Below are 17,061 nucleotides of genomic sequence, written 5' to 3'. Positions count from 1 at the left end.
TCCCTTATTAAAAAGAAAAATCCTCTTCCTCTTACATAAAAAAGCAAAACAAAAGACCTTATATTTCTATAAGGTCTTCGAAACAGAAATTTGATTATAACATAAGGTACTCCTTGGTTCAAAAAGCCTCTTCCAAAAATAACCGAGAGTAAAGGCTTCCATTTGCTACATAACAGTAATTAAAAAAAATTATATTTCACAGAAAAAACCTACACTAAATATTATTTATGAAAGAAATTTGGCTTCAAAATTTCATTCGGATACGGTTTATGATAAATGTGAGTGGTAGCTGGAGATAATGGCGGAATAAGCCATACCCAATTACCTGTTACAACACGACCACAAGCAGCTTCTTGCTTCTCAAATTGCTGAAATTGTTGTGCAGCAGTATGGTGATCAACAATACTAACTCCTTGTTTTTTAAAGGAGTGTAGTACGGCAATATTCAACTCAATTAGCGCCTTATCTTTCCATAAGGTACCGTTTCTCGATGTATCTAAATCCATCATCTCCGCAACAGCCGGAAGTAAATTATAACGATCATGATCTGCTAAGTTACGCGCCCCAATTTCTGTTCCCATATACCATCCATTGAACGGAGCGGCTGTATAAGAAATACCGCCAATTTCTAAACGCATATCTGAAATCATTGGAACACCATACCATTTTACTCCAAGTGATGAAATAGGGTATTCTGGGTGTTCAATTGGCACTTCTTTTACTTCTTCTCTCGGAATTTCTTTATATGTAGGCGCCTTCCCGTTTATAGAGAACACAAGTGGCAATACATCGAAATTCGTACCTTCTCCTTGCCAACCAAGCCCCTGACAAAAGTCCGTAAATGTAGCGGAATGAGAATCACCAATCACTCCCGTTTCTGTTTTATATCCTGCATATCGAATCAATTGGTGATTATAAATTCTTATATTATTTTCCTCACCTTGATATTGCTTAAAAATCGTAATGGTTGGTTTAACTTTCCCGTCGTTCGTTGCATATTTAATATGATGAATTAATGCATTATATACACCCTCTTCATCATTTACTTCGCGCGCATCTAATATGTGCATCTTACTCCAAAATAGTCTTCCAATACATCTATTACTGTTACGCCATGCCATTCGTGAACCATGAACAAGTTCTTCAAATGTATGCTCATATGTCCCTGTCTTTTCTATCTCAATTTGAATTTCTTTTATACGTTCTTCTATCAATTGTTCTTTATGAAGCTCCTTATAACAAATCGTAATAAAATTACTTGCTTCCTCTATTAATTGTTTCGTTTTACTCATAAACAATCTCCTTCTATTTCAACAAAACCCTGCTACTTTACAGTATAAGCAAAAAGGATAGGAGTCACAAATGAAAGTGAGAGTGTTACTTTTATTGTAATATTTTTCGGAAAATTAATGGACTTACTATTGACTTATATGGAAAATGGGTGTATTTTTGACTCAGGTAAAGTATTTTTACCTAGACCAACTTTTTTAAGTGGAAAGGAGGTAATGTTATGTCTTCATTTCAATTGCCAAAGCTTTCATATGACTATGATGAACTAGAGCCACATATTGATAGCAATACACTTTCCATTCATCATGGAAAGCACCATGCGACATACGTAAACAATTTAAATGCTACTTTAGAAAATTATACTGAATTACATAATAAATCTTTAGAAGAATTGCTATGTAATTTAGATGCTTTACCGAAGGAAATTGTTACAGCTGTACGAAATAACGGTGGTGGTCACTATTGTCATAGTCTTTTTTGGGAAGTGATGAGCCCACGAGGTGGCGGTGAGCCTAATGGAGACGTTGCAAAAGTAATTGATTATTATTTCAATACCTTTGACAACTTAAAAGATCAACTTTCCAAAGCAGCTATTAGTCGTTTTGGAAGTGGCTATGGATGGCTTGTTCTTGACGGTGAGGAACTCTCTGTTATGAGTACACCAAATCAAGATACGCCTTTGCAAGAAGGGAAAATCCCCTTACTCGTAATTGATGTATGGGAACATGCTTATTATTTAAAGTATCAAAATAGGCGCCCAGAGTTTGTTACCAACTGGTGGCATACAGTAAACTGGGACCAAGTAAACGAGAAGTATTTACAAGCAATTCAATCACAAAAACATTAGTCGTACGTATAAGGTAAATTTGGTAATGTAAAATCAGTATTGTCGAAATCCTCCAGAATCCCCCGGATTGCCACCGGGGGATTTATGATTACTTCATTGTATTTATATAATGTTTTAAAACATTTTTCATTTCTAGTTTCAGCTCTCGGAACAAAAATCCGAATTCACGAGCCTTTCCATTATGTAATGTACAGTTAGTTACCTCATTATAAGGAGCTATATTTTCCCCAGCTTTCTGAATGAGTGCTTTTATTCCTGTCTTCTCTTCTATGAAATGAATAATTTCTTCCGTAGAAACTACCCCGTTACTACAGGCGTTAATTGGCCCTTTCACATTTTCCATTCCGCACCAAGCTAGAAACCCTCCTGCCTCTTTTTCATGTATAAATGACAAAGTTCCATCTACATGATCCACAACGATAGGTTTTTGGTTCACAATACATTCAACGTAAAATTGTAACCTTTTCGTATAATCGTTTTCTCCAATAACAACTGGAAAACGAACTGCAACAACTGGGAATGTTGCTTGTTGAAATACAACGGCTTCAGCTAATCTCTTTCCTTCACCATAATTGAAGTCATTCCTATCTCCATACGCGATTGCATAATCGTACGGATTAAAGTCTTCTTCTGATAAGCTTAGGGCAGGTTCATAGACGGCCATTGAAGATGTCATAACATATTTCTTCGTTTTCCCTCGTAACACTTCACATATTATCTTCGCTGCATTCGAGCTATAGCATAAATTATCGTATACAATATCATAACTTTTTCCTTCTAGACGCTTTTCTAGTAGCTTTCCATCTTCTCTATCAATAATTATTCTTTTTACTGCGCTACCAAAAGAATCTTCAGTAACTCCCCTCGTCGCAATCGTTACATCGTGCCCCTCTTGCAAAAGTGCTTCTACTAAATGTTTACCAAAAAATCTTGTTCCCCCTAGCACCAATACTTTTTTCAACTTCATCATCCCCATTTTAGCAAATTGTAAAATACTACCTCTCTATTATAAGTGCCAACATATAAAAAGCATGGAATTCGTTTAACGATTCCATGCTTTTCTACAGAAAATATATTAACGTACTCGATATTTATAAATACAATAACAGAAGTACAAAATAGAAATTACTGATACATAAACCCATAGTTCATATACAAATCCCTCTCCCCACACTCCCATAAAATAAAAGAGTGAAGGTAAAGTCAATGTTACCCATGATTGTACGAAGGCAATCCTTCCAAGATATTGATTAATGTTCTTCTTTTGTGTATTTAATACAAAGAATAAATACCAAAGTAATGCCCACATAAACCACGTTAACGCATTAACAACATCATGGAATTGAACAAATGAAACAACCATATAGAATAAGGCTATAATTGCTACCCAAATACAAAACCATCCTAGACCACTACTATCCATTCCTTTTATAAAAGTAACACCTACATATAAATAAGTTAATCCAAATAAGAAAGTAGCCGCATATGAATACACTGTCCAATTGCTTTGGTCAGAAATCATGATCAAATAAAACGGAATAATAATTTGTAGTGCACCCACAAATAAATTAAAAACACCCGCACTTTTCATCTCTGCTTTCCCTAATATAACAAGACTATTTAAAAATAAAGCTGCCCCTGAAAGTAATAATCCTACATAACCCATATATATTCGTGTGAAAATCTTTACCTTTCACACTTTTAACCTCCCCACACTATAAAGTGATACTTATATTATTTTTCTTCCCATTTAAAACTACATACATAATTTTTCATCCAAATAAGTCAGACCTCCTACCTCAAAAAGGAGCGAACTTAAAACGCTTTCAATAATAAATAATCCTATTAAAACATGAACTAGGATTCCTTGATTATAAACGGACTCTAGCAATGATACAAGTGTTGGAATACTTTTCAATAATACGCTTTCAATTTCTATAAAAAATTAATAAAATAATACATTCCTCTATCTCATTCTACTACCTTCTAGCATAAGATATTGTAAAATCACATCATTTAAAACAGCGAACGTTCTTTTCTAGGTTCGCTAATAAAATTAATAAAAAATGACCTCTTGCTTTTATGCAAAGGTCATTTTTTTATATTCATCATTAAACTTCTAAATAGCCATTTTTATTATTTGATTGCCATTTCCAAGAATCTGCACACATTTCTTCTAATCCGCGTGTTGCCTCCCAGCCTAATTCACGCTTTGCTTTCGATGCATCAGCAAAACATACTGCCACATCACCTGGGCGACGCTCTGTAATTTTATAAGGAACTTTCTTACCCGAAACTTTTTCAAACGCTTCAACCATCTCTAGTACACTATAGCCCATACCTGTGCCCAGGTTATAAGCATCTACTCCCGTTGTACTCAGTACTTTCTCAAGCGCCTTTACGTGACCATTTGCTAAGTCCACAACATGGATGTAATCACGGACTCCTGTTCCATCTTTCGTTGGATAGTCATTTCCGAATACGCTTAATTCTTTTAACTTACCTACCGCTACTTGCGTTACATATGGCATTAAGTTATTTGGGATTCCATTTGGATCTTCTCCGATACGCCCACTTTCGTGTGCACCAAATGGATTGAAATAGCGAAGTAATGCGATACTCCATTCTGCATCTGCAAATGCTACATCACGCATAATTTGCTCAATCATTAATTTCGTTTGACCATATGGATTCGTTGCACTTAATGGAAACTCCTCCGTAATCGGTGACGTTTCCGGGATACCATATACAGTTGCAGATGAACTAAAGATTATCTTCTTTACATTATGTTTCTGCATTACTTCACATAGCACTAACGTGCTTGTAATGTTGTTATGATAATATGTTAATGGAATCGCTACTGACTCCCCTACAGCTTTAAATCCTGCAAAGTGAATAACTGCTTCAATTGCATTTTCTTCAAAAATTGCGTCAAGCGCTTCGCGATTTAAAACATCTTCTTTATAAAACTTAAATTGTTTTCCTGTTATTTCTTTCACTCGATTTATAGATTCTACCGAGCTATTCGAAAGGTTATCCACTACTATAACTTCGTAACCGCTATTTAGTAATTCTACACATGTATGACTACCAATATATCCTGCTCCACCTGTTACAAGTATTGCCATAATTATAGTCCTCCATATTTCATTCATTATAAACTTCTCAAAGTATATCACATATTTCTTATCCTATGTTTAACATGCGAACACAGAAACTTACATTTTATCCCATAATAATTTTATAACATATACGATTCTAATCAGTTAATAAAAAAACGCCACATAATTTTTATTATGTGGCGTTTTTTTATTAAATTACATAACAATATACACTTAGAAAATGCGCAAGACTACCTAATAATAATACGATTCTAATCAGTTAATAAAAAAACGCCACATAATATGTGGCGTTTTTTTATTAAATTACATAACAATATACACTTAGAAAATGCGCAAGACTACCTAATAATACAAAAACATGAAAAATTTCATGATGCCCCATATATTTAAACTCTAACCATTTTGGCTTTGTTCCATAAATAAATCCACCAATTGTATAAAAAATGCCCCCAAGTACTAAGAAAATAATGCCTCCTGTACTTAAATTCTCAGCTAACGGTGCAAAGAATAACACAATTAACCAACCCATCGTAATATAAATTGCTGTCGATAACCATCTTGGACAATTAAACCAAAACATTTTAAATACAATGCCACAAATCGCAGTTGCATAGACTAAACAAAATAATAGTAAACCACTTGCTGAATTTAATGTAATTAAGCAAAAGGGTGCATATGTACCTGCAATTAATATAAAAATCATAGAATGATCTAGCTTCCTAAAGAAGTAAATAACACGTTCATTGGCCACAACACTATGATACACAGCTGACGCCGTATAAAGGAACATCATTCCAATACCAAACAAAATAACAGCTGTAATTGCAGCAAATGATGGCATCTTGATAGAAACTTTCACAAGCATAGCTAATAAGGCAATAAATGATAATATCGCTCCACCTAAGTGAGTAAATGCATTAACTGGTTCCCTTACATAAGTATTCATAATAACACCCCTCATATAATTACATGTAGTTTTAATAACTACATGTAATTATATACACATTTCTTTTTAAGGTCAACATTTACAATTCATTTGTTTCGTAATACCATATTTAAAGATATATTAAACATTAAGTTCCACTAAGTTATAAAAGTGAGGGATTCTACGTGGAAAATATAAATGAATTACTTGAGACATTGCATTTAGAAAAAAACATTAAACTTGAGGATATTCCAAATGTTGACTTATATGTAGATCAAGTTGTTCAACTATTTGAGAATACTTATGCAGATACAACGAGAACTGATGATGAAAAAGTATTAACCAAAACGATGATTAATAATTACGCAAAAGGGAAACTATTCATCCCCATCAAAAATAAAAAGTATTCAAAAGAGCATATGATTTTAATTAGCCTAATTTATCAATTAAAGGGAGCTCTCTCCATTAACGACATAAAAAGTTCATTAGAAACTATAAATGACTCCTTATTAAATGATGATTCATTCGAATTAAATACGTTATACAAAAATTATCTTGCTCTTACTGAAAGCAATGTCGAAAGCTTTAAACAAGACGTAAATAACCGTGTTACAGAAGTAAATGAGATTTCTTCCTTAGAAGATACAAAGCTAGAAAAATTTCTACTACTAACATCCTTCGTGACTATGAGTAATATGTATAGACGTTTAGCGGAGCAACTAGTGGATGATTTAAAAGAATCATAAATAAAAAACTATCCACCTATTAAAGTGGATAGTTTTTTATTTACTTAATTGCTTCATGAACTTTTAGTTGTTTCCCTTTAATCGTTGTAGTCTTCATGACTTTCAAGACAAGTGGTCCTTTTCCATTTAATATTTCAACGTAAGAAACATTATCTTGTATCGTAATAATGCCTATATCTTTTGCTGTAACACCTTTAATTTTAGCAATTGTACCGACGAAATCTACCGCCCTAATTTTCTTTTTCTTCCCGCCATTAAAGTACAGCTTCATAATGCCTTTGTTGATGTCTGCATTTTTATCTTTCTTTATAATTGGTTTAGCATGTATCTTTTCTTCAAATGCAGCTTTCTCTTTCATAACTTCTTCTTTTGAAGGTCCAATTGCCTTTGGAATTTCAAATCCAATATACTCCTCAATCTCTTCTAAAAATCTATTTTCATATGGTGTTATAAATGTAATAGCTTTTCCACTATTTCCAGCTCGTCCCGTTCTTCCAGTACGATGTACATAGCTTTCTTTTTCAAGTGGAATATCATAATTAATAACATGTGTAATATTATCAATATCAATTCCTCTCGCAGCTACATCTGTTGCTACTAAATAACGGAATTTTCCTTTTCTAAAATCATCCATGACTTCAAAACGATCTTCTTGTACCATACCACCATGTATTTTGTCACAAGGATAGTTAGCTCGTTTTAATTGTCTATATACATGATCTACATTTTCTTGTGTACGGCAGAAAATAATACAGCTATCAGGATTCTCAATCGTTGTTACATCTTTAAGTAGTGAAAGCTTCTCGTCTTCTATCACCTCAAAAAGAGTATGTTCAATTTTATCCGTCGTAATCCCAGCCGCTTTAATTTCAATATGAGTTGGTGAATTCATATATGTACGAGACAATTTCTCAACATCTTCTGGAAGTGTTGCTGAAAATAACATTGTCATTCTTTTTGTAGGTAATTCATCAATAATTGCCTCTACTTGATCGATAAAGCCCATATTTAGCATCTCATCTGCTTCATCAATAACTAAATACTTCAAACACTCTAAAGAAAGGGTACCCTTCTCAATATGATCCAACACACGACCAGGAGTCCCAACTACAATATGTGTCTTTTGCTTTAATTCTAATTTTTGACGTGCAAATGGAGATTTCCCATAAACTGCCGCAGCCTTAATCCTTTTGAATCGACCTATATTTGTAATATCTTCTTTTACCTGTACCGCAAGCTCTCTCGTTGGTGTTAAAACTAATGCTTGTGGTTTATTCTCTTCCCACTCCACCATTTCACAAAGTGGAATACCAAATGAAGCTGTTTTTCCACTTCCAGTCTGGGATTTCACAACAAGATCCTTCTTTTGTAATGCAACTGGAATAACCTCACCTTGTACTTCCGTTGGATGATCATACCCTAACCCAGTAAGTGCCCTTACAATTTCCTTACTTAATTTATAATCAGAAAAACTTTTTTCACTCATATATTAACCTCATTTTATTCTGTATTATTTTCTTTTTTATCTTTTGTATACGTTACTATCACCCTACTTATTATACTTGAAACCTCACATAAAAGGTGAATCATGCCAGATTCATCTTTTTATATAGAAATAAACCTCTTCATTTCATATATTGTTCAACTACTTGATAACATCTTTTTCTCGTATTGTTAGCATTAACCTTTTTATAGTATCCTACATCCACTCAAAAAAATAAAAAGAATACATACAACCTTGTATAATTATCTTAATTTTTCAACCCTTCCCATAAACGAACAATAAAAACCAAAAAACGTTTTAAATTCGTTTTTAACGTTTTTTTTCAGATGTAAAATCTACTTTTTTAAAAAATGTTAAGAAATCCTTTGACTTCTTAATAAAAATAATGTAAATTATCCTATGGACGAACATTTTTGATTAATAAAAATAAAATATTCGTATTTTAGGGGTGTAAATGATGGAAAACGTATTTGACTATGAAGATATTCAATTAATTCCTGCAAAATGTATTGTAAATAGCCGCTCTGAATGTGATACAACTGTCACTTTAGGAAAACATAAATTTAAATTACCTGTCGTGCCTGCAAATATGCAAACGATTATTGATGAAAGAATTGCAACTTATTTAGCTGAGAACAACTACTTTTATATCATGCATCGTTTCCAACCAGAGAAACGAATCTCATTCATTAGAGATATGCAATCACGTGGATTAATCGCTTCTATCAGCGTTGGTGTAAAAGAGGACGAATATGAATTCGTACAACAATTAGCTGCTGAGCAACTTACACCTGAATATATCACGATTGATATCGCACACGGTCATTCTAATGCTGTGATCAACATGATTCAACATATTAAAAAACATTTACCAGAGAGCTTCGTTATCGCTGGAAACGTTGGAACTCCAGAAGCGGTAAGAGAATTAGAAAATGCTGGTGCCGATGCAACAAAAGTTGGTATTGGACCTGGTAAAGTTTGTATTACTAAAATTAAAACAGGCTTCGGAACTGGTGGTTGGCAGCTAGCTGCACTTCGCTGGTGTGCAAAAGCTGCAAGTAAGCCAATTATCGCTGATGGTGGTATTCGTACACACGGCGACGTAGCTAAATCTATTCGATTTGGGGCAACTATGGTCATGATCGGTTCTCTATTCGCTGGTCACGAAGAGTCTCCAGGGGAAACAATTGAAAGAGATGGCAAACTTTATAAAGAATACTTCGGTTCTGCTTCTGAATTCCAAAAGGGTGAGAAGAAAAACGTTGAAGGTAAGAAAATGTTCGTTGAGCATAAAGGTTCTTTAGAAGATACGTTAATCGAAATGGAACAAGATCTTCAATCTTCTATCTCTTACGCTGGCGGAACAAAATTAGACGCTATTCGTACTGTAGATTATGTTGTCGTGAAAAACTCGATTTTCAATGGTGACAAAGTATATTAATTCTTAAATTAACTCGAAGGACAAGCATTTTCATGCTTGTCCTTCTTTTTTGTATATAAAAATGTAAAATATTTTAATTAACTGAATTTTCTAGTATTATGTGTTTAGATAGTCTTAATAAGGAGGAGATACGACTTGAAAAATGTAATGGAAAATCGCCTTAATCGCGCAGAGGTACCTGCTGAACTAACATGGGATTTATCCGATTTGTATAATTCTGATGCCGAATGGCATGCTGCATTAAACGCATTGGAAAATGATATACAGAAACTTGATTCATTTAAAGGGCATTTACATACTAGCTCCCACACTTTATTAAATTGCCTACTTTTAGAAGAAGAGCTTTTAATGACGTTAACAAAACTATACTCATATGCAAATTTAAAAGAATCTACTGATCGTACAAATCCAAGTATTCAAGCGAACTCTTCCAAAATTTCTGCTTTATGGACGAAAGTACATACTGCACTATCCTTTATTCATAATGAAATCCTCTCATTCGACGAAGGAACAATTGAAAAATATTTAACTGAAGAAACAAAACTTGAACCTTTCCGTAAATCGTTACTAGAAATACTACAAAAAAGACAGCACACACTCTCTCCTGAAACAGAAGAAGCACTTGCTGCACTTGGCGAAGTTCATAGTTCTCCATACAAAATTTACGGCATGACTAAATTGGCCGATATGGATTTCACTTCTATACAAGACGAACAAGGAAACGAACTTCCTGTTTCATTCTCATTAGTTGAAAGCAAATATGAATTTTCTCCAAGCACATATATACGTCGAAAAGCATATTCATCATTTGTTTCCACACTAAAACGATATAAAAATACAATTGCCACAACATATGCTACTGAAGTAAAAAAACAAGTAACACTTTCTCGTTTACGTAAATATGAATCTGTTACCCATATGCTATTAGAACCACAAAAGGTTCCACTTGAAATGTATAACAACCAACTTGATATTATTTATAAAGAACTAGCACCTCATATGCGCCGTTTTGCAGATTTAAAAAGGAAAGTATTAGGACTCGATCAAATGCTTTTCTGTGACTTACATGCACCTTTAGATCCCGAATTTAATCCGTCGATTACTTATGAAGACGCAGGCACGCTCATTCAAGATTCTTTAAAAATATTAGGCGATGAATATAGTTCCATAATCGAAAAAGGATTCAAAGAAAGATGGGTAGATCTTGCAGATAACGTAGGTAAATCAACAGGAGCATTTTGCTCAAGTCCATACGGCTCTCATCCCTATATTTTAATTACATGGCAAAATACGATGCGCGGATGCTTTACATTAGCACATGAATTTGGACATGCTGGTCATTTTTATTTAGCAAATAAAAATCAACGTATTATGAACGTACGCCCATCTATGTACTTTGTTGAAGCACCATCAACTATGAATGAATTACTATTAGCTCAGCATTTACTAGCGACTACTGACGATAAGAGAATGCGCAGATGGGTTATTCTGCAACTACTTGGCACATATTATCACAACTTTGTTACTCACTTACTTGAGGGTGAATATCAACGTAGAGTATATGCTCTAGCAGAAGAAGGACAGGCCCTTACAGCTACAACTTTAACTGAAATCAAAACGAATGTCCTATCGACATTCTGGGGAGATTCTGTAAAAATCGATGAAGGTGCAGGCTTAACTTGGATGCGTCAACCTCATTATTATATGGGTCTATATGCTTATACATATTCCGCAGGCCTCACTGCATCCACTGCAGTAGCTCAAATGATTAAAGAGGAAAGACAACCTGCTATTGATCGCTGGTTAGATGTGCTTCGTGCTGGTGGTACAATGAAACCACTTGAACTAATGAAACATGCCGGAGTAGATATGTCAAAACCAGATGCAATCCGTAAAGCTGTTTCTTACGTTGGTTCATTAATTGATGAATTAGAGCATTCTTATCAAGAATAAAAAAATAAGCCCTCGCTTTAATGAGGGCTTATTTCATATTTACTTCCCAAACCGTTTGCGATATCCACATTTCCTGCAAAGTTCTTCAACCGCAACTCTTTTCGAAAATCCATCGACAATGTTTGTTGCTCTTTCACCTTCAATAATGTTAGAAAATGAATCATTATTAATATTCCCAAGGTTAATAATCCCTTCACCATCTAAACAACAAGGAATAACTGTTCCATTCGCTAAAATACCCGCTTGATTACGAAGTCCATGACAGAATCCTTTCCCATCATCCTCTTCCTCATGTAATGCTGGCCACTGGAATTCATAGTCTTGATTAATAAAGACACGTTCTGCAATTTTTATACCTTTTCCTGGTGTAAGCTTCTCTTCAATTTGATAAGATAGATCAAATTCATTTTCAATTATAGATAATAACTCTCTATTTTTCTGGATTTCAGCATTTGTTTTATTATCCTGAGTTAAATTCCATAACCTTAACGATACAATTAAATCTGATTGACTTGTCGCTTCCCTAATGAAGGAAAGTATACTCCTTACATAGCCCTCTTTATCTTGCGAACCTGGATGTCCATCAAAACTATGCAGTGAAAAATTCATTTGTCTTAACGCAGGCTTATTTAACAGCCTATGTCTTCTCTTATTAATTAACGTTCCGTTCGTTGTAATATTAACTTTAAACCCTTTTTCATGACTTAAGTCTAATAGTTGATCTATTTTCGGATGGAGCAACGGCTCACCCTTCACGTGCAAATAAATGTAGTCTGTGTGAGGTTTAATTTGGTCTAATCTTTTAGCAAAATCCTCCACAGAAATGAATTGCTTCTGCCTTTCCGTCGGCGGACAAAAGCTACACGCAAGATTACATACACTCGTAATCTCCAAGTAAAACTTCTTAAACTTCTTCACCTTTAATTCCTCACTTCTCTAACTACTTATACTTTTTCCTCTTCATATTACAGCATATTTTTATGGAAATAGAAACATACTTATTTTAGGAAATCTACATACCATCTAATAATATTTAAAAGACCATCGGTAATTTTTGTCCAATGGTCTTTTTATCCTTTTATATACAAAGAATAAATTTATTTATGATACGGTTCATCGTAACTATTCTAAATAAGGTTATTTTTTATTATTTTCATAATTAAATTTAACAAAAAAGGTAGTGCCTTCCGATCCTGTTTGAATTTCTATTTTTGCATTATGGCGGGCAACGATGGCATAACATACACCTAACCCCAATCCAGTTCCATTATCTTTGGTCGTGTAAAACGGCGTACCCAGTTTCTCTAATACTTCAGGCCTGATACCTTTTCCTTGATCCCGCACTGCAAGCACCACACAATTTTGACCTTCCTTGTAAGTGCTAATGGTTAGAACTTTCCCTGTATTCATCGCTTCTAAGCCATTACGATATAGATTCATTAATAATTGCCGTATCTCATTACGATTTAAAAGTAATTCTGGAATGTCATTTGTATCGACTTGAATATATTTATTTTGATTGTACGTATCAATCTTTATTAAAGGAATAATATCGCGGATAATTGAATTTAAATCTAACATCTGCAAATCCAATTTCCTTGTATTACCCATTGAGAGAAATTCAGTAATAATAGAATTGGCACGGTTAAGTTCTTCAATCATTAAATAAAAGTACTTATTATGTTTCTCATAGGTATTCTCTTCTTTTAATAACTGTAAAAATCCCAGTACTGTTGTCATTGGATTTCTAATTTCATGGCTGATACCTGCTGCCATTTGCCCTATTAAATCTATATTGGATAATCTTTTCAACTCCTGTTCATATTTCTTTTTTTCCGTTATGTTTTTAAAAATACAACAAATACCATCATCATATGGGTATGCAATAACTTCGTGCCAATATTCATCTGCAGTAGAAAGAAATTCGAAATGAACTGTAGTTCGCTCTGACATCGCACGATGAAATTCCTTATACATAACTGTGTCAATTTCACTCGGGAAAACATTCCATATATTCTTTCCTAATACATCTTTTGCTGTTTTTCTTTGCGGAAAATATTGGTGCTTATTTACGTACGTAAATTCCCATTTATTATTTAAAATAAAAAATCCATCCGTAATACATTCAATCACACTTGTAACTTTTTCATTAGCAGCAGCTAACTCTCTCGTTCGCTCTTCCACTATGCTCTCTAGTTGATCCATATACAACAAATTCGAAAACGTAGGGGCTGTGGCATCAACGATAGATTTTGCTAGTTGAAGTTGGGAATCATCATAATTGTGAGCTTTTCCTTCTTTGCCAACGACGATTACCCCTAATACTTCTCCCATTGAAACCAATGGAATCATCAATAGACCCTTACTATCTATATTTTTTGTTTGAATAACCTCTTGGATCTTGGCTTCATAGCTTTTCTCTGTCCAATCCGCTTCTGTCCAATGACAGTCCTTACTTAATTTCGTTGTTTTAATTGTTGTTTTGTCTAGCGGATCTAGAAGATGAGCAGTCATATTTTTACTCTCTAAAATCTGTTCTAGGTAAAAAAAGCATTTATCAAAACTCTCCTGTATCGAGGAACACATCGATAAATCACGTGTAACATTTAGTAACAGTTGTTTCTCAGCAATAAGGTTTTCCTTTTGTTTTAAATTATTTGCGTTTTGAATTGCAACCGCAGCCATATTTACATAAGCTTCAACACTTTGAATTTCTGAATCTGTTAAGTTCATCGGAATTCCATAATCAAATAAAAAAACCAGACCAAATAACTCTTGCCCAAATGAGATAGGCAGAGCTAATAAGGACTTAATTTTGAATGCATTAACCGGTCTCGGATCTGGTCGATGATCCTTTGAGGTATCAGGAATATAGATGGTTCTTTTCGTTTCAATAACTTCTTTTGCCAGTAAGTCTATTTCAGGATCAATTACTTGAGTATCGAGCGTTACACCATTTATATTCTCTGGTTTTCCTGCAAACCCTCTAAATGTTCCATCTTCCTGGGGTAAATAAATTCCAACAGCGTCGCACCTAACAATCTCCTCTGATATCGCCATTGTCACACGCTGCAATACGTCACGTAGTTCTAATTTCGTATTTATTATTTTTGTTATATTCGCGAGCCTAGAATATCTCGTCTGATCACTTACCATTCACATAGCCTCCAGTTATAGGCATAATAAAATAAATATGATAATATCAGTGTTTTATATAGAATACATTACTTATGATACGGTTCCCCACGATTAATCCGAAACGCTCTATACACTTGCTCAAGCAACACTAATCGCATTAATTGGTGTGGTAACGTCATCTTTGAAAAAGAAAGTGATTCGTTTGAACGCTTCATCACTTCTGAACTTAGTCCGAGTGATCCACCAATTACAAATGCGACTTTACTCTTTCCGTATGTAGCAAGGCGATCTAGGCTTACCGCAAATTCTTCTGATGACTTTTGCTTTCCTTCTATAGCTAATGCAATCACATGCGTGTCATCAGAAATTTTATCCAGTATACGTATACCTTCTTTTTCCTTTACAATTAACATTTCTGCTTCACTTAAATTTTCTGGCGCCTTTTCATCAGGCAATTCAATTACTTCTACTTTTGCGTATGCAGATAATCGTTTTAAGTATTCTGCTATACCTTGTTTCAAATATTTTTCTTTTAATTTCCCAATTGAAATAATCGAGATATTCACACGTATCCTCCACCTTACAAACATGTTATCCACAAAACTTATCCACATATCCACAAATACTACCCACATGTTGTGTGAGAATCTGTGTTCGATACAACATATGTCGCCTCATTTTGACAAAATTCACATGTTTTTTTCTCTTTTTCCAAGTTATCCACATTGTTGATAACTGGCGCAACTTCACACTCATCCACAATAATATCTAACGCTAATTCAACATGCTCTAAACAACAAGGTAAATTCATTTTCTTCACCTCACTTTTCTACAATAGAAAACAGGAGGTAGGCCCTCCTGTTTTTAATACTTTTGAATGCCTAATTTCACTGTTGTTGTTACTCTTTTTGTGCCACGATAAAACGTAAGAGTCATTTTATCATTAATTTCCTTATCATATAAGGCCGTACGGAATCCAATAATATCGCGAATCGGTTTTCCATCTACCGCCACAATAACATCATGTTCTCTTAAACCAGCATCCGCACCTGGCGAAGGACTTTTCACATCCAAAATACAAACTCCCTCTGTTACAGTACCTGGTAAATGTAATGTTTTTGACCAATAATAGTTTGGAATTTCATTTAATGACCTAAGTTCAATCCCAACATATGGTCTTCTTACTTTTCCATACTTCTCAAGTTCATTCATAATCGGAACAGCTCTAGTCACCGGAATAGCAAGGCCGATTCCTTCTACTTCTTTTGCAGCAATTTTCATTGAATTAATACCAATTAATTGTCCTGCTGCATTTACAAGCGCACCGCCACTATTCCCCGGATTAATCGCTGCATCTGTTTGTAACACTTCTACTTGCCAATCATAATGTCCATCTTGATCTAAATCTACAGGGACAATACGTTCATTAGCTGAAATAATACCTTGTGTAACTGTTCCAGAAAATTGCAGTCCAAGTGGGTTTCCAATCGCAATAACTGGCTCTCCTCTGCGAACAGTATTAGAATCGCCAATTTCAATTATTTTTTTCACATGCTTTGCATCTATTTCTAATACAGCTAAGTCTGTGACTACATCGGTTCCTAATACTTTTCCAGAAACCTTCTTACCGTCACTTAGACTTACTTCAATACGATTCGCTCCAGCTACAACATGATTATTCGTTACAATATAAGCTTGACCATCTGTCTTTTTATAAATTACTCCTGATCCTGTACCGGCCTCTGAATCTGCCTCTGAAAAGTTATCTCGTTGAATGTTAATAACACCCACAACAGCTTCAGATGCACGATCAACAGCATCTACAAAGCTAATCTGTTTAATCCCTTGAGCTTCGGCCATATTACTTCCGCTTGCTTCAGCTTGCGGAAGCGTATCAGCAGAATTTGAAAATAAAGGCGCTCCAAACGCGAATAAAGAAGCTCCTACAATTGTTCCCGCTATACTAGAAAGAACTATACCTTTGTGCTTCTTTTTTCCTGCACGTTTCATACGATAATTTTCTTCATCAATAAAGGACATATTTGTTCACCTATCTTCCTGAAAACAACTATATTCACCTTTATTGTTTACTAAA

General features: G+C 34.4%; 15 protein-coding genes. 4 read left to right on the top strand and 11 right to left on the bottom strand.

Translation table 11 applies throughout. The annotated features are described in order from the left end of the window. Positions 1 to 221: 221 nt before the first annotated feature. The gene (locus DN404_RS02580; protein ID WP_000047627.1) at positions 222 to 1,292 is read right to left on the bottom strand and encodes a nitric oxide synthase oxygenase; all 1,071 of its coding nucleotides are present in this window, start codon (positions 1,290 to 1,292) and stop codon (positions 222 to 224) included. Positions 1,293 to 1,510: 218 nt separating this feature from the next. Here DN404_RS02580 and sodA point away from each other — a divergent pair, with 218 nt between their 5' ends. Beyond that, positions 1,511 to 2,137, top strand: a complete 627-nt coding sequence (sodA, locus tag DN404_RS02570) for a superoxide dismutase [Mn] (RefSeq protein ID WP_000094037.1) — start codon at positions 1,511 to 1,513, stop codon at positions 2,135 to 2,137. An 88-nt stretch (positions 2,138 to 2,225) separates the two neighbouring features. Here sodA and DN404_RS02565 read toward each other — a convergent pair whose 3' ends face one another. The 4 genes from DN404_RS02565 to trhA form a co-directional block, all read right to left on the bottom strand. Continuing rightward, positions 2,226 to 3,113, bottom strand: coding sequence for an NAD-dependent epimerase/dehydratase family protein (locus tag DN404_RS02565; protein ID WP_149214700.1), 888 nt, complete (start codon positions 3,111 to 3,113; stop codon positions 2,226 to 2,228). Positions 3,114 to 3,212: 99 nt separating this feature from the next. Next, on the bottom strand, positions 3,213 to 3,803 hold the full coding sequence (locus DN404_RS02560) for an AmiS/UreI family transporter (RefSeq protein WP_000542569.1): 591 nt from the start codon (positions 3,801 to 3,803) through the stop codon (positions 3,213 to 3,215). 445 nt (positions 3,804 to 4,248) lie between these two features. Continuing rightward, positions 4,249 to 5,265, bottom strand: coding sequence for a UDP-glucose 4-epimerase GalE (galE, locus tag DN404_RS02550; RefSeq protein ID WP_000996540.1), 1,017 nt, complete (start codon positions 5,263 to 5,265; stop codon positions 4,249 to 4,251). Between the two features lie 292 nt (positions 5,266 to 5,557). Continuing rightward, positions 5,558 to 6,205: a PAQR family membrane homeostasis protein TrhA gene (gene trhA, locus DN404_RS02545; protein ID WP_149214699.1), complete on the bottom strand. Its 648-nt coding sequence runs from the start codon at positions 6,203 to 6,205 to the stop codon at positions 5,558 to 5,560. 164 nt (positions 6,206 to 6,369) lie between these two features. Between trhA and DN404_RS02540 the strand changes: the two genes are divergently transcribed. Beyond that, positions 6,370 to 6,930, top strand: coding sequence for a DUF1836 domain-containing protein (locus tag DN404_RS02540; RefSeq protein WP_000427879.1), 561 nt, complete (start codon positions 6,370 to 6,372; stop codon positions 6,928 to 6,930). Positions 6,931 to 6,970: 40 nt separating this feature from the next. On the opposite strand, the gene DN404_RS02535 is transcribed toward DN404_RS02540, so the two are convergent. Continuing rightward, positions 6,971 to 8,416: a DEAD/DEAH box helicase gene (locus DN404_RS02535; RefSeq protein ID WP_149214698.1), complete on the bottom strand. Its 1,446-nt coding sequence runs from the start codon at positions 8,414 to 8,416 to the stop codon at positions 6,971 to 6,973. 475 nt (positions 8,417 to 8,891) lie between these two features. Here DN404_RS02535 and guaC point away from each other — a divergent pair, with 475 nt between their 5' ends. Together guaC and pepF are read left to right on the top strand one after the other, a co-directional pair. Next, the gene (guaC, locus tag DN404_RS02530) at positions 8,892 to 9,875 is read left to right on the top strand and encodes a GMP reductase (RefSeq protein WP_000432447.1); all 984 of its coding nucleotides are present in this window, start codon (positions 8,892 to 8,894) and stop codon (positions 9,873 to 9,875) included. Positions 9,876 to 10,010: 135 nt separating this feature from the next. Further along, the gene (gene pepF, locus DN404_RS02525) at positions 10,011 to 11,828 is read left to right on the top strand and encodes an oligoendopeptidase F (protein ID WP_149214697.1); all 1,818 of its coding nucleotides are present in this window, start codon (positions 10,011 to 10,013) and stop codon (positions 11,826 to 11,828) included. 39 nt (positions 11,829 to 11,867) lie between these two features. Here pepF and DN404_RS02520 read toward each other — a convergent pair whose 3' ends face one another. From DN404_RS02520 to DN404_RS02500, 5 genes are all read right to left on the bottom strand, one after another. Next, positions 11,868 to 12,746 carry a radical SAM/SPASM domain-containing protein gene (locus DN404_RS02520; protein WP_000713633.1) on the bottom strand — a complete coding sequence of 293 codons (879 nt, stop codon included), beginning with the start codon at positions 12,744 to 12,746 and terminating at the stop codon, positions 11,868 to 11,870. Between the two features lie 219 nt (positions 12,747 to 12,965). Then, positions 12,966 to 14,984 (bottom strand): GAF domain-containing sensor histidine kinase, encoded by a 2,019-nt coding sequence (locus DN404_RS02515; RefSeq protein WP_149214696.1) that lies wholly within the window; start codon positions 14,982 to 14,984, stop codon positions 12,966 to 12,968. Positions 14,985 to 15,052: 68 nt separating this feature from the next. Beyond that, on the bottom strand, positions 15,053 to 15,532 hold the full coding sequence (gene rlmH / locus DN404_RS02510; protein WP_001027003.1) for a 23S rRNA (pseudouridine(1915)-N(3))-methyltransferase RlmH: 480 nt from the start codon (positions 15,530 to 15,532) through the stop codon (positions 15,053 to 15,055). 59 nt (positions 15,533 to 15,591) lie between these two features. After that, positions 15,592 to 15,777 (bottom strand): CxxH/CxxC protein, encoded by a 186-nt coding sequence (locus tag DN404_RS02505; protein ID WP_012593384.1) that lies wholly within the window; start codon positions 15,775 to 15,777, stop codon positions 15,592 to 15,594. A 53-nt stretch (positions 15,778 to 15,830) separates the two neighbouring features. Then, complete coding sequence (locus DN404_RS02500; RefSeq protein WP_149214695.1) at positions 15,831 to 17,006, bottom strand: S1C family serine protease; 1,176 nt, start codon at positions 17,004 to 17,006, stop codon at positions 15,831 to 15,833. Positions 17,007 to 17,061 lie beyond the last annotated feature (55 nt).

This window comes from Bacillus sp. TE8-1, from assembly GCF_008368855.1.
Taxonomy (GTDB): Bacteria; Bacillota; Bacilli; order Bacillales; family Bacillaceae_G; genus Bacillus_A; species Bacillus_A cereus.
The sequence above is the reverse complement of the archived record's forward strand: the minus strand, read 5'-3'. Positions and strand labels throughout refer to the sequence as shown.